8 protein-coding genes are annotated in these 14,126 nt (G+C 38.3%); 3 read left to right on the top strand and 5 right to left on the bottom strand.

The window, feature by feature from the left end; genetic code table 11:
• The first annotated feature begins 348 nt into the window (after positions 1 to 348).
• Positions 349 to 1,800 carry an MBL fold metallo-hydrolase gene (locus QUE03_RS02835; RefSeq protein WP_286264895.1) on the top strand — a complete coding sequence of 484 codons (1,452 nt, stop codon included), beginning with the start codon at positions 349 to 351 and terminating at the stop codon, positions 1,798 to 1,800.
• A gap of 73 nt (positions 1,801 to 1,873) precedes the next feature.
• Here the strand turns inward: QUE03_RS02835 and QUE03_RS02830 are convergent, their stop codons facing one another.
• The 3 genes from QUE03_RS02830 to QUE03_RS02820 all read right to left on the bottom strand — a co-directional run bounded on the left by QUE03_RS02830 (position 1,874) and on the right by QUE03_RS02820 (position 8,062).
• Positions 1,874 to 3,712, bottom strand: coding sequence for a winged helix-turn-helix domain-containing protein (locus QUE03_RS02830; protein ID WP_286264893.1), 1,839 nt, complete (start codon positions 3,710 to 3,712; stop codon positions 1,874 to 1,876).
• 720 nt (positions 3,713 to 4,432) lie between these two features.
• A complete protein-coding gene (locus QUE03_RS02825) occupies positions 4,433 to 5,782 on the bottom strand; it encodes a S41 family peptidase (protein ID WP_286264891.1) in 1,350 nt (449 codons plus the stop codon).
• 138 nt (positions 5,783 to 5,920) lie between these two features.
• Positions 5,921 to 8,062: a winged helix-turn-helix domain-containing protein gene (locus QUE03_RS02820; RefSeq protein WP_286264888.1), complete on the bottom strand. Its 2,142-nt coding sequence runs from the start codon at positions 8,060 to 8,062 to the stop codon at positions 5,921 to 5,923.
• A 435-nt stretch (positions 8,063 to 8,497) separates the two neighbouring features.
• Here QUE03_RS02820 and QUE03_RS02815 point away from each other — a divergent pair, with 435 nt between their 5' ends.
• Positions 8,498 to 9,382: a patatin-like phospholipase family protein gene (locus QUE03_RS02815; RefSeq protein WP_286264886.1), complete on the top strand. Its 885-nt coding sequence runs from the start codon at positions 8,498 to 8,500 to the stop codon at positions 9,380 to 9,382.
• Positions 9,383 to 9,448: 66 nt separating this feature from the next.
• Here the strand turns inward: QUE03_RS02815 and QUE03_RS02810 are convergent, their stop codons facing one another.
• A complete protein-coding gene (locus QUE03_RS02810) occupies positions 9,449 to 9,739 on the bottom strand; it encodes a hypothetical protein (protein ID WP_286264884.1) in 291 nt (96 codons plus the stop codon).
• A 184-nt stretch (positions 9,740 to 9,923) separates the two neighbouring features.
• Here QUE03_RS02810 and QUE03_RS02805 point away from each other — a divergent pair, with 184 nt between their 5' ends.
• Positions 9,924 to 11,921 carry a TonB-dependent receptor plug domain-containing protein gene (locus QUE03_RS02805; protein ID WP_286264881.1) on the top strand — a complete coding sequence of 666 codons (1,998 nt, stop codon included), beginning with the start codon at positions 9,924 to 9,926 and terminating at the stop codon, positions 11,919 to 11,921.
• Between the two features lie 123 nt (positions 11,922 to 12,044).
• On the opposite strand, the gene QUE03_RS02800 is transcribed toward QUE03_RS02805, so the two are convergent.
• Entirely contained in the window at positions 12,045 to 14,078 is a 2,034-nt protein-coding gene (locus QUE03_RS02800; RefSeq protein WP_286264879.1) for a M13 family metallopeptidase, read from the bottom strand.
• Positions 14,079 to 14,126 lie beyond the last annotated feature (48 nt).

The following is a 14,126-nucleotide window of genomic DNA, read 5'->3' as shown; positions in this document are numbered from 1 at the left end:
AAAATGTGCTTGAGACTAATATGGAGAATCTATTCGGGAATTAGAGTTTTCTCGGATATTCTCAACTCTGGCTAAAATTCTCATGTCTAGAGAAATAATCATAGGCAATTCTAGATTGATAAGCAGACCTAAATATATGTTTCACTCAATATGAATCGACACCAATAATCTAGGCACTTCTTAGCCTAAAGTTGTTTTTCAATAAATAATCACGTTCAATGCATTTCTGATTAAAAACAATGATATACATCTATCAAAAGTTTATATATCTACATTGATATGTTTTTGATAAGACCTCTATGATTAATTTTCATATTGTGTCGGTAACTTAAAACTAGGGAGTTATCGATGAAGGTTCACTTGTCACGTTATTCACTTATCTTTGCATTTGCTTGCATAACATTATTCACAATACCGACACTAAAAGTTGCAGCAGGAGAAGTTGAAGATTTTATCTCCAAGCTGAAAACGCATTATCAAAAAGCACCGCAACTTGAGGTATTCTCACTTAATTATCACTACTTGGGCGGAGGAAGTCCCTATCAAGCTTGGGACTATCAGACACCAGAAAGGTACATGTCATTAAGAATGGTTGAAATAGATTTAGTAAAAGAGCATTTTGTAGAAAATGATATACATCATTTTCCTGATGGTAAGACATTTAATAGGATCGAATTTCAAAATGATACTGAAAGTTTGTTCTACGATAGGAATGGTCTAGGTTTAGGCAAAGGTATTCTAAGGCAAAGTATGGATAGCTTTGAGGAAAAGAAAGGCTTTGTTTTCATGAATGTCGATTTTCTTGCGGTAACACCTTTACTTGAGGAAAATAATATTGCGACAACCATCAAGCTTCATCAAGACAAATTATCTCGGCAAACAACCCTCACACACACGGTTTCTGAGGATACTATCATCGATTATGCATTTAAAGACAATCCATTACGGCTTGTATCCATTAACAATAAATCTCAGAAAAAAATATTTCTTTATGATGATTATCAAACCAGTAATGGTATAACCTTTGCCCGGGCTATTTTTAAATATTATGGTGGTGATACCAGACCTAGTTTTATCCACCGCATTGGCCAATTGCATATTCTTAAGGAAATTGACCCAGCCCGGTTTGAAATTCCACAAGAATTTGGACCCATAATTCCTGAGCTTGACGAAACATTAGTAGCAAAAAAAATTGCACCAGATCTTTATCTTGTAACTGATGCTTCAGCCTGGCGTAACACATTATTTAAAGTCAACGGTGATGAAATTATGGTTTTTGGCGCCCCCATCAGTCCTGAATTTGCAGAGGAAACTATTAAGCTAATCCTAGGCAAGTTTCCGCATAAGAGCATCACTTCTGTCTATGTGACCCATCCTCATAGTGATCATATTGAGGGTCTGCCCGCCTATGCTAAACGAGGTATTAAAATCTATGCCGATGCCTATAGTATCGCAGCCATCAAAGCCTATCCTCAATTTGCCGATGACATTGCTAGATTCAAATTCCACACTATTAAACATGAGCAAGCAATTGACGATGCACGCTTTTATGTATTAGAAAATACCCACTCTAAACGACAAAGTTTTGTTTATTTTAAGAACAGCGGCATTATCTATCAAGCAGACTTCCTTGACGTTGCATTCGATAATAGCATTCCTAAAGTAGTGCCAAGTTACAGCAAAACCTTTATTGATTTTGTTCGGAGCAAGCAACTTAAGTTCAACCGAATTGTTGGACACCACCGTAATAACAATATCTCTGTTGAAATGATGAATAAGGTCTATGAAGCCAATATGTAATACTAAAGGTGTGTCCGCTGCGTATTAATCTACGTAGTGGTGGCCACCTTTAGTTATAAAAATAACCGCCTTATTAGAGGTTAAGTGTAAGCTGCTTTATTTCATTAGCGCTTCGCCAGTGTTCCGTTGCATTATCATTAATGTACTGAGAATAAAAATCACAGTTTACCTCTTGGTTACATAAAAGAAGAGCAACATCTAAGCTCAGTGATCGTTCTCCTGCCAGCTGCGCCTGTTCGAAGGTACGCTGGGCCTGACTGATCATTTCATTAGTTTGCTGTTTTGCTTGTGCCATTAAGGTTTTTAAATATGAGTTATTACTGTTGTCTGAGGTGGCTTGGTCAATTAAAGCTTGGGCCTCTTCAAGCCGATCTTGGGCTATATAATATTGTACTAATTTTCTTCTACTAGACTGTGCTACCCAGTTTTCTGGTGCCAATTCAGTAAGTTTGAGCACTTGTTTTAGGTGCGGCTCTTTTTCCGAGGCAGCTTGAGCAAAAGTGGCATAACGATAAGAAATTTTGGCTAAGTGATAATTAGGCAACTGGTACGCTGTTATTTTATCTTCAGCTTGTTGTAAATAAAAATATTTATCCTCTTCTTTTTGGTAATAATGGGCCTTGCCAGCCAAGTGAATAAGCGTGTCTATTTCGCCAAGTTTATTTTGAGCATCAAAGGCAAGTTGCGCTGATTTTAATAAGCTAGCTTTCATCGCAGCGTAATTATTATGTTGATCATCTAACCAAGCTTGGTAATACCATGCACGAGCTAGATACTTTAAGTCGTTTATTTTTTCAAATTGATCCATGGCTAATTTCAGCTTTTGAGCACTTAAATCAAATAACTTCATTCTTGTTAATATTTTGCTCTGATAAGCCAACGCTCTACCCATTTGCTGCGGCATATTCTGCCGTTGAGCAAGTTGGATCAGTTTATCGGCCATCGCCATCGCTTTTTCTAGCTCGTTTGTCATAAAGTAGGAAATACTAAGCTCTCTGAGAATGATAAGATCTTTTGGTGATGTTTGATGAGCAATTGATAACTTGGCTTGTCTTACTTCAGGCGGTTGAGCCTTACTGATAAGATCATATATAACCTGTTGACTTAAATGCTGTTTCAGGTGCTGAATAATCTCTTGTTTTGATGAATTAGATAGTTGGCCGTGCCAATCACTAGCAGGCCCTTTTAACGTAAAATCTAGATAGTTTTTTTGCTGATGAGTACGAAATTTACCCATTAATATAAATGGATGAGTGTTAGACAATTTTGGGTATTCTATTTCCGCTAAATCTTCGAATTTTTCAGTAGTGATATGAGTTAATTCGGTGAAATCAAAGACAGTATTATCATTAAGTTTGATACTTTCATGATTAGCTTGCGTTTTATTATTATGCTCAGTGATTGGAATATAAGCCAATTTAATCACTGATTCTGTACTTTCTGGCTTGAGCTTATTTTGTGAGGAAAAAACGCCGACTGTAATAACAAAAAGACCGACTAATATTGCAAGTCGCCAAAAAGGTTGCTTTTTAGCTGATGTCGAAAAGTGAGATTGTGGTGATAATTTAAGTGCTTTTTGTGAATTTTCATTATCGGTTGGATACTGAATTTCAGGTGTAACAACTTCCGTGTGAAGTTGCCATTGGTAGCCACGCTTGGGAAAAGTCTTAATGGCGTTGTTACCGAAACGGTTTCTTAAGTTACTGATGTTTTGAAAAACAACCTGTTCAGATACAATCTTATGTTGCCAAACATGAGAAAGAATATCCTCTTTGTTTAAGACGTTATCAGCTTGTGCAAGTAATAATGCAAGTACTTTGGCTTCGCTATTACGAATGGCCTGTGTTACGCCATTGTGAGTTAGTAGTATAGTCTCACTATCAAATTCAAATTCATTAAATCTATAACGCATTGTTTTTTATGTGTTCAACTGACCTCAATGTCTTGTCAATATCTTAACTCAATAACACTAACGTTGTCGGTCACTTGTCGAAATTTATTTTTCTAGTGATTTTTTGACGTTTAGCGTGATTTTCTCGTAACTTCTGACTCATAAATTTTAAACAAATCATCAAAATTGAACGACAACCCAGAAAACAACATTTAAGAATTTTCATAATTTATGAAAACCTGTATATATGTGGAGTGGAATTAATGCTATTTGAAGTGAATGACTCAACAAGCAGCTTTTCGGGAATAGTTTATCAAGATAAAAACTATATTGAAAAGTTGAAATATAGAGCATCGAAATTTGAAGATGTTATAAAATTAAAGCGCGATGATAAATAACTATAATAAAAATTTTAGCTTCCACTCTTGGCACTTAACCGCCATTAATTTTCCGGATTATCAATTCGTCGAGAAATTCTTAACATTTATATTCTGATCTCAAATATTAAGGTGTTGATTTATTTCAATCGCAAATATCACTCCCGAACAGATTCACCAGCTTGGGTGAATCTATTTAAAAATAGAGAAATGCTTAGCTCATTAAAAAGAGCTTAGAAAAGTCGAGTGTTACTCACTGATTAACAAATAAACCTGCGTTTGTTGCGGCTCTAAAGTGACACAACTCATTCCTACCAATTAAGAATTAAACTGTGCACTTTAAAGTTACTTTCACATTGATGAGTTAGTTAACGTTTCGTTGGTTGAGTAATTTATTTACCAATTGCTCTGGTATGGTTTTGTCATAATTAATTTCAATATCAGGGGTTACTGACATATGGTTTTCACCACCTTTGGGTCTTTCAAGGTAAAAGAAAGGGCTGACCACGCTTAAGTTTGAATGTTTAAGGCTCTTAAATTGCGTGCCTCCAGTCTGGCCACTTTTCCCTCCGGTACGTTCGCCGACCAGTTGACCAAACTGATGGTCTTGGATGACATTTGCAAATAATATAGATGATGAATAAGTAAAAGAGCTAATTAAGACCGAAACATCACCTGTAAATTTATTCACTTTCGGGTCGAGCTCTCGAAAGCTGTTTTCGCCTTCAACAACATCGCCGATTGTCTCTCCCTCGTCCGCACGACCTTCTATGATTTTGGCTTTGTACTTGCTGCCTGTTCTCCATTTCTTATCAGCGAGATAAGGCAAGATACCGTCAATCCAAATGACATCGTCACCACCGCCATTTTCACGAATATCTATAATAAGGTGATCTATCTTGTTTTGTGCTATTTGTGAAAAAGATTGGTGCAGAAAGTCAATGACACGCTTATATTCAGCGCCCCAACTGAAGGTATTTAGCGTTAATAAAGCACTATTTTTGTCCAATATTTCAAATGAAAATTGCTCCTCGAAATTATCATCAAGATTAAATTCATCATGACTGGCTGCAAATGTTTTGATTTGCTGTTGGCCGTATTTATTCAGTGTTAAAACGAATGAATCAATTTCTCCGTAATACAGCCATATATATTCTGCTAATCGTCTTTGTAATAATGCCCTCCTAAACAGCACACTATCCCCATTGGTTCGCTTTAACAAAGGCGCGATGAATTTACTGGTGTTAACACCGTTGATATGAGTGATTTCATTCCCTCTATATGCTGTCGCCTCACCATTGATTTGTGATTTTATGATCAGTTTATCGTTTCTAAAAACGACCTCGAATGGAAATAGTCCACCGCCATTTTTGACGTGTTGATTTGCTAGTGTTTTTATTTTGGGTAAATTTATGACGGTGTGACCGTCACTCAAAACACTATTAAATACCGATACATGCCGCCAAAGCTCCAATATTGAAATGGGCTGAGTAATGCTGGCTTTGAGTTTTTCGACGTCCGCATGAAAAGCATCAACATTGTCCACGGTATACGAAAGTTGAGGGTGAGTTTTATTTAAAAAGGTTAACCACTGTTCAAGATCTTCACTTACCTGCTCTGGCTGCAATAGGGTATTTAAGTACTCTTGTGCATTAGCGCTCTTTTGAAAAAGGCTTAAGCAAACAAGAAGAATTAGTATTATATATTTGTTCATGACAGTCCTTGATTGGTCATTTATTTCATTTACGGAAAGAGTAAAGAAATGAACATCAAATACTTCAATAAAAGCTTTGGAAAATCCTTGGTTATTTTTGGTTTTTTTATTTTTATTTAATATCAACACCTTATCTTTCTATTTAAATTTAATAATTTCGGACTCGTCATTTTCTCTAAAAGAAAAAGTACACATTAATCTGTCGGAACTACATTTTAAAAACCCCACATGTCCTTGATAAGTTAATTCATCACTCACCAAATGCCCCGTGTTTAAATCAAATATGTTGAACTTGTTATCGGTAGCCCAGATTAATTTTTCGTTATTCCAGATATCCCAAAACGTATTAAACTTAATGTTGATGTTTTCAAAGACCTTCGTAATCACACCTGTTTGCAAATCCTTTTTCCAAAGCCCTTTGTCATGAAATTTAGTAAAATATAGCTGGCCGTTAGATTGTCGAGCAGAAAATGCGTTGAGATTTAAAGCTGATATTTTAAGCGTAAACAAATCGAGAGACTTAAGTGTCCAATATTCCTTATTTCCTTCCGAAAAAATAAGCTGCCCATCATCTGTAATACTGAAGTTGAATACTTCGTGTTTTTTCTTTGAAAGCCACTCAAGCTCGTTTAGGTCAAGGTCATAACGAAATAGGCGCTTCTGTGACAAACCATAAAGACTATTAGTGTCTATTGAGAATTCGAGCTCTCGAGCATTGGCCGGTAATTGAACTTCTTCATGCTGTTTGAACCCTTGCACTGTTTTTTGCCAGAGTTTCTCTTCACCCGAACGATCAGAGATAAAATACAGGCTGTCGTTAGCGCCAAACATCGCATTGAAATCGTAATATGGACTTTCAATTAACGGTTGAATTGTGAATGGATCGTTAATCCCCTTTTTTAGTGTCCAAATAGCATTTTTTATTCTTACTTTTTTGATCGCGAAAAGTTGCTCTGCTGCTACTACGGGATAGTTACATGAAAAACCTATTTGAGCTAATGAGGTTTGCTGTTTAGTCACAAGCTCATAAGACCAAAGCTCGTCGTTCTTGTCGCAATATACTAACTCTTCATTACTCAACCAGGCTACCCTGTCAATAAGGTAAGGCAACTCGGCAACTTTCTCTGTTTGGTTGCCTGATGTATCGCGCACTAGAATATGACTTTCCTGCCAAAGTACATTTCGAACAATAGCTAATAGCTTTCCATCAGGAGACAATGAGAAAGCGTAATCTCCTCGACCAGACGATGCAGGTGAAGTAATACTGCGTTCAAATAGTGATCTTAAATCCAATTGAAAGACCTTAAATGGATCTGTTAATGAGTTCGCTCTCGAAAAATACACATGATTGCCGTCTTTTGAGAAAGCCGTTGTTGACCAAAACCCTCCCTTTCCGCAATCGGTGAGCTTTCTTGTATTATTTGAATCAAGGTGAAAAGAACTGAAATCTGCTAACCAAACTTCACATTCATCCAAAGTTTGCTTGTGAAAAACAATTTGTGTGACATCACGAGAAAATGTAGGAGAGCCGAAGTAGTGGTTATCTTTAGCAACCAGTTGCTGAGTTCTTCCAGTGCTTAATTCTTTAACCACTAAAGACGGTTTAACATTAGGTGCCTTATTCACATAAACTAGCCAACGACCATCGTTACTGACATCAAATTCATCTTCTCTACCAACCTCATGGGAAAGCACTTCAAAATCACTATAAGATTGGCTGACTTGTGTGTTTTCGGTTAAGTTTAAAGCAGTATTTACAGCCAGTAACAAAGCGATAATGGTTAAGACAATAACTAACCATTTCCATGTGCTTTTTTCTGTTCTAACCGCTATGACTGACGGTTCAGTGCTTTCTTTGCCATTTTGTGTTTCTTTGCCCGCTTCACTTTTATCCAATAACTCAGGTGTGGTGGATGTGCTTTTTGGCTGGTTGGTTTTAGGGGGTTCAGAAACCACTTCCGCATCGACAACCTCTACAGGTTGCGTAAAACGATAACCTCGCTTTGGTAAGGTAACTATTATTTTCTGACCGTCATTGCCGCAGCCAACCAATTTTCTGATTTCCGAAATAACCGAAGATATTGTGCTGGCATCTTTGTGCGTTGTTCCCCACACCTTCAACAGTAGTTCATCATAACTCACGGTTTTGCCCGCACTCGTTATAAGCGAGAGTAAACAGGAATTTAACCGAGAAGGAAGCTGCGCTTTTCGCCCGTCTGCGTAGATTATTTCTTGGCTATCAGGAACGAACGTCCAATTTTTACACTTATACACGGTCATTTAGAAAAAGCACTCTTCTTGGGCGAAATAAGAAAGTATCCTATAAAGATTGAGCGATTTCAAAACTATGATTCATCAACTAAAAAGGTTCTTATCCAATAGAGGTAGAAGAATTGCTCGCCGAACAAGTAACCAATTTAATTATTACCCAGAATTAATGCATAGATAACTGTATTGAGTATCTCTGGTTAGATGTCTATTAGTAAAGTATTCATAGAGTACAGCCCACAGGTTAAAAGAGTTGTTCAAGGAAATAATGCTAGACAGTAAACATGCAATAATTTCTAGCCACTATTAAATTGATTTACCTATTAAATTATCTCTTATCTCGGCGCTTGTATATGTTGTGTAATGTACATAAGTTTACTTGAGTTAGCTTAATAACCTCAGTAGTGTGGTAACTAATTTTTACCTGAACAACATTGGATTATATTGATGGATTTAACAGGAAAAAGCATTTCTTTGGTATTAGGAAGTGGCGGGGCTAGAGGATTGGCCCATGTAGGTATTATAAGAGAGTTAGAGGCTCGAGGTTGCAGTATTCAGTCTATTTCGGGTTGTTCTGCAGGTGCGCTTATAGGAGCTGTATATGCCGCAGGTAAACTAGACGCATTTGAAGAATGGGTTTGTCAACTCACCAAAGTTGATGTCATGACATTATTGGATATTTCATGGAGTTCAGGAGGGTTAGTTAAGGGTGATAAGATAATAAACAAGTTAATTGATATCGTAGGTGATATCTTAATTGAAGACCTTCCTATCTCTTTCACTGCTGTGGCAGCTGATGTTAATAATGAAAAAGAAGTGTGGCTAAACTCTGGCAGATTATTTGATGCAGTAAGAGCTTCAATATCTTTACCTTTGTTTTTTACCCCTGTTAATTATAAAGGCAGCTACTTAATTGATGGCGGAGTGTTAAACCCTGTTCCTATTGCGCCCACTTTTAATGATGGAACAGACTTAACAATTGCAGTTAATTTGGGAGGCAGCATTGAGCATAGCAATGAATTATCACAACCAATCGATGAGAAAGAAAATACAGCAAGCCCAATAGCGAAAATTCAAGCTAAAATTAAAAGCTTCATCAGCGATTTATCAGAAAACAGCAATAAAGTTAGCCCACAAGACTGGGGCGCGTACGATATTGCTAACCAAGCGTTTGATGCAATGCAGTCAACCATCGCTAGACAAAAATTAGCCGCTTACCCGCCCGATATTGAAATTGAAATAGCGCGTAATGCCTGCCAAACATTAGAAGTTTACCGAGCAAAAGAAATGATAGCCTTGGGTCACTCGAAAGCTAAAGAGTATTTCGAATAAACTTGCGCATAGTTGTTCACATCTTAATGAGAAAATCTTAAAATATGCCCACAATGTATTTGAGGTTTAAATGTTGAAAGCAGTTTCTAGAATAATCGTAATAGTGATGATGCTTGTTGCCTTTATTGGACAAGCTACGGCCTTTACGACGTCTGTTTTCTGTGAAAATTCAATAGTTCCATATATATCAAGTATTAGTGAACAAGTAACACATAACGACTTAAATGCTGCTGACGACAATAACGCAGCAGATTGTTGTGATATTGATTGTTGTGATGCAAATTGTGTATGCATTGCCAATGCATGTTCTTCTTTTGCATACTTAAATACATCACTTGCTTCATCTCGAACTGTCATGTTAAGTGAAGCGAATTATGCACAGCAAATTAGACAGCCCATATCAATTACGACATCACTTTACCGCCCCCCTATTTTTACCTTGTCAAAAATGAGTACATCTTAGTTACTTACAACCGTTCACTTTTCGAGTTAGTCAGCGCCATTGTGCTGAATTATTACCAAGCATTATTTAAGGTAAAAAATGTTTAAACAATCTTTAAAAATAGCAGCAACCGTGCTGCTACTACCCGCTATTTCATACGCGAATGAAAATAACGCTGAACATGACCACCATGAAGAAGCCGAGCATCATGAGCATGACGAGAGCGCTATTGAAAGGATCCAAGTGCGAGCCTCTCGTTTAGGCCGAATTGTCACCGAATCAGCAACACGAACTGAAATTATTAACGGCGAAGAAATACAAGAAAAAGCACTTATGCGCCCTGGTAACATCTCAATGCTGGTGGCTGAAACTGGTGGCGTTAGAGTACAAACCACGTCTCCCTCATTGGGGAGTGCCAACATCAGGTTACAAGGATTATACGGGCGTTATACGCAATTATTAAGTGACGGCTTGCCTTTATACGGTGGCCAAACAGCATCTATTGGCTTATTACAGATCCCCCCTACCGACCTTGCAAATGTAGAGATAATTAAAGGCTCTGCGTCTTCCCTTTATGGCGGCTCGGCGCTAGGTGGCGTAATAAATTTGATTTCACGCACCCCTTCAGATGAATATGAAGGAGAAGTATTGGTCAACGTTACCTCTAAAGACGGCCAAGACATTACTTCGTATGTTGCATCACCAATTACCACTGATTTAAGCGCATCCGTTACCACAGGTTTTCACCACCAAGCGGTACAAGACTTAGATGACGATGGCTGGGCTGACATGGCTGGCTACGACAGGGGTAGTGTTCGTCCACGTTTCTACTGGCAAGACGGCAATGGGGCAAACTTATACGTCACATTAGGAGCAATGAAAGAACAACGAACGGGTGGCACTATTGGCGACGCTACAGTACCTGACGGTAGTGAATACCATCAGTCTCAAGACACACTTAGAACAGATGTTGGTTTTATCTATGACCAACCACTAGGAGAAGTTACCAGTGTCAACGTCCGTGGATCTGCAATGAATCAAGACCATGCACATGAATATGGCGCCGTTAGTGAAGACGATAATCACGAAAGTTACTTAATTGAATCAAGCGTTTCTGGTTATTCCGATGAAACAGCATGGTTAGTTGGGTTAGCATTTCAATCTGAAAAATTCGATTCTGATACCTATTCAGAATTCAATTACTCGTATCAAGTACCTGGACTTTTTTCGCAATTGGACTACGAAGCAAGCGATGATATTTCCCTATCGTTTAGTGCACGTTCAGACTGGCACAGCGAGTATGGAACGCAAGTAAGTCCTCGCATTTCATTATTATATGGCCCTGAAAACTGGACAATAAGGGGAGCTTATGGGCAAGGTTTTTTCGCCCCAAGTCCGTTTATTGAAGACATTGACGAAGTGGGCTTATCTCGCCTTGCGCCGTTAGAAAATATTGAGGAAGAACGAGCAACCACAGCGTCTATAGACATTAGCTACGTGTTGGACAGCCTGGAAACTAGCATGACACTTTTTGCCTCAGATATTGATAATGTCACGGAATTAGAAACCATTGATGACCTTAATGACTATTCAGATAAAAAAGTACGCATTGTTAATGCCGATGGCGAAACTGAAATTCGAGGTGCTGAATTATTACTGCGTTATCGCTGGCAAGACATTAAATTTACAGGAAGTTACCTATATACAGACGCAACTCAAGCGGGTGAATCAAGTCTAGGGCGGGAGCCGTTGGCCCTAACGCCACAACATTCTGCTGGTCTTGTTGTGATGTGGGAAGAACACGGTAGTCATTTGCTTGGCTTTGAAGCCTATTATACTGGCACACAGCACCTTGAAAACAATCCATATCGTGAAAGAAGCGACGCCTATTGGCACCTTGGGTTATTAGGCCAAATTACCATCGGTAAAGTTAGCTGGTTTGTTAATGCCGAAAACTTATTAAATGTGAGACAAACTAAAGATGATCCTTTGGTTTTACCTGAGCAAGCTCCTAGCGGCCGCTGGACCACAGATATTTGGTCGAGAAATGATGGTTTTACTGTTAATGCCGGTGTGCGTTATCAATTCGGCGACTAACTTTTATTGTTCATCAACATAAAAACCTTTCAGTTGGGTTCTCAATCATGAAAACTCAACTGAAATACTAAATTTACCCAGCCAACACAGCGTTAATTTTCTCGTGTAGTTAGCTGGAGATTGTTACCATATTTTCACCCGTCGTTTAGGAGTGAGATACATCGCGTCTTCTTCTTTTACATCAAATGCTGAATAAAACTCGGGTACATTTCGCACCGCGCCATTCACGCGATACATTGACGGCGCATGCTCATCAGTATTGATTTGATGACGCAGTGCTTTTTCACGATACTTATTACGCCACACTTGCGCAAAGCCGATAAAAACACGTTGTTCTCCTGAAAACCCATCAATGACTGGCGCAGCTTTACCGTTAAGGGATAATTGATAGGCCTTTAATCCAATGCTAATACCGCTTAGATCGCCAATATTTTCATCAAGAGTAAATTCCCCGTTTACGTGCAAATCGTCAAATGGTTTAAATGAATCATATTGTTCGATTAGGGAAGCCACTCTCGAATCAAACTCATCTTTATCTTTCTCTGTCCACCAATCTCTAAGTACGCCATCGCCGTCAAATGCACTGCCTGAAGCATCAAAGCCATGAGCAATCTCATGACCAATGATCGAACCAATAGCGCCATAGTTGATCGCGTCCTCAGCATTCATATCAAAAAATGGCGGTTGCAATATTGCAGCAGGGAATACGATCTCATTGAGCGGCGGATAATAATATGCATTTACGGTTTGTGGATTCATACCCCATTCATGTTTTCGCACAGGGCCTTTTTGCTTTTCCAGTTTTTGTTTATGTATTATTTGGGCTGAGCGTTCCAAGTTTCCGAAGAGGTCTTTTTTATCTATAGTGAGTGCTGAGTAGTCTTTCCATTTATCAGGATAACCAATTTTCACTGTGAATTTAGAGAGCTTGTCTAAGGCTTGCACCTTTGTTTTGTCAGTCATCCAATCTAATTTTTTAATAGAATCTTCGTAAGCTGTAAGCAAGTTGTTAACAAGTTCATACATGTGTTGTTTGGCTCCGCTAGTGAAGTGTTTTGTTACATACACTTTCCCTACAACTTCACCTATATTATCGTTAACTACGTTTACACCTCTTCGCCACATTGGTTGTTGTGTTTCAACACCTCGAAGAACTTTGCTATAGAAATTAAAATGTTGTTTATCTAAAGCACCTGTGAGCCGATCTGCTGTGGCATTTGTCACTCGCCATTTCATGTACAATTTCCAATCAACTAGCGATGTAGATTGGAAAATATCATTAAATGCTTTCATGTAATCCAACTGAGTAACAACTAAAGCATCTAGTTTAGTTAACTGCATTTCAGCCAAGTACCCCTGCCAGTTGAAATCAGGCATTAGCTGGTCTAATTCTGCAATAGGAACTTTATTATAGATAGCAACCATATCGAGGTTTTGTTCCTTGCTTATGTGATGCTGAGCAAGCTTTTCTTCAATCTTGTAAATCGTAGCTGCAGCGGATGCAGGTTCCTCAAACTCCACAAGTGACAGTGAAACTTCTATATGCTGCTTATACTTTTGTCTGATTTCCTCAGACGTTTGCCCTTCTTCTAAATAATACGCTCGATCTGGTAGGCCAAGTCCTTCTTGCCAGCTGTATATCATATAAGTATTTGGGCTTTTAAAATCAACATATTGATGTATGCCAAAAGGACCACCGTATTTTAGTATATTAAACTGTGCCATAAGCACAGCCAACTGATGGTGATTTTCAATAGCATCAATAGTGTCAAAGTGCGTTTTCAACGGAGATATCCCAATAATATTCCTTGTGTCCAAATCCATGAACGATCGGTACAAGTCACCTACCTTCTGTCGGTCACTACCTACAGAAAATTGCCCTCTTGCAGACTCCTCTATAATGAATTTGACATTAGCTTGGGCGACGTCCCTCAGTTTTGGATACAAACCATACTTAGATTTGTCTTCAGGGATCTCTGTTTGCTCAATCCAATTGCCATTTACATAAGCATTAAAGTCATCACCAGGTTTAACCGAACGATTCATACCTTCGGTCAACACTCCTGAATTTTTTTTATTGTCATGTTTCGCTATAATCGCTTGACTACAGCCAGACACGGCAAGCAGCATGATTATGGTTTGTAGTACTTTTCTCATTTTATAATTCCATTTATTCGTTAAGGCTTAGTATCAATACAATTCTGC

Source organism: Thalassotalea atypica (assembly GCF_030295975.1).
GTDB classification, from domain to species: domain Bacteria; phylum Pseudomonadota; class Gammaproteobacteria; order Enterobacterales; family Alteromonadaceae; genus Thalassotalea_F; species Thalassotalea_F atypica.
The sequence above is the reverse complement of the archived record's forward strand: the minus strand, read 5'-3'. Positions and strand labels throughout refer to the sequence as shown.

What these genes read in the sequence shown, in the direction of transcription:
- QUE03_RS02835 (WP_286264895.1), top strand. Translation starts at nt 349, where the DNA reads ATGAAGGTTCACTTGTCACGTTATTCACTTATCTTTGCATTTGCTTGC.
- QUE03_RS02830 (WP_286264893.1), bottom strand. Translation starts at nt 3,712, where the DNA reads ATGCGTTATAGATTTAATGAATTTGAATTTGATAGTGAGACTATACTA.
- QUE03_RS02825 (WP_286264891.1), bottom strand. Translation starts at nt 5,782, where the DNA reads ATGAACAAATATATAATACTAATTCTTCTTGTTTGCTTAAGCCTTTTT.
- QUE03_RS02820 (WP_286264888.1), bottom strand. Translation starts at nt 8,062, where the DNA reads ATGACCGTGTATAAGTGTAAAAATTGGACGTTCGTTCCTGATAGCCAA.
- QUE03_RS02815 (WP_286264886.1), top strand. Translation starts at nt 8,498, where the DNA reads ATGGATTTAACAGGAAAAAGCATTTCTTTGGTATTAGGAAGTGGCGGG.
- QUE03_RS02810 (WP_286264884.1), bottom strand. Translation starts at nt 9,739, where the DNA reads ATGACAGTTCGAGATGAAGCAAGTGATGTATTTAAGTATGCAAAAGAA.
- QUE03_RS02805 (WP_286264881.1), top strand. Translation starts at nt 9,924, where the DNA reads ATGTTTAAACAATCTTTAAAAATAGCAGCAACCGTGCTGCTACTACCC.
- QUE03_RS02800 (WP_286264879.1), bottom strand. Translation starts at nt 14,078, where the DNA reads ATGAGAAAAGTACTACAAACCATAATCATGCTGCTTGCCGTGTCTGGC.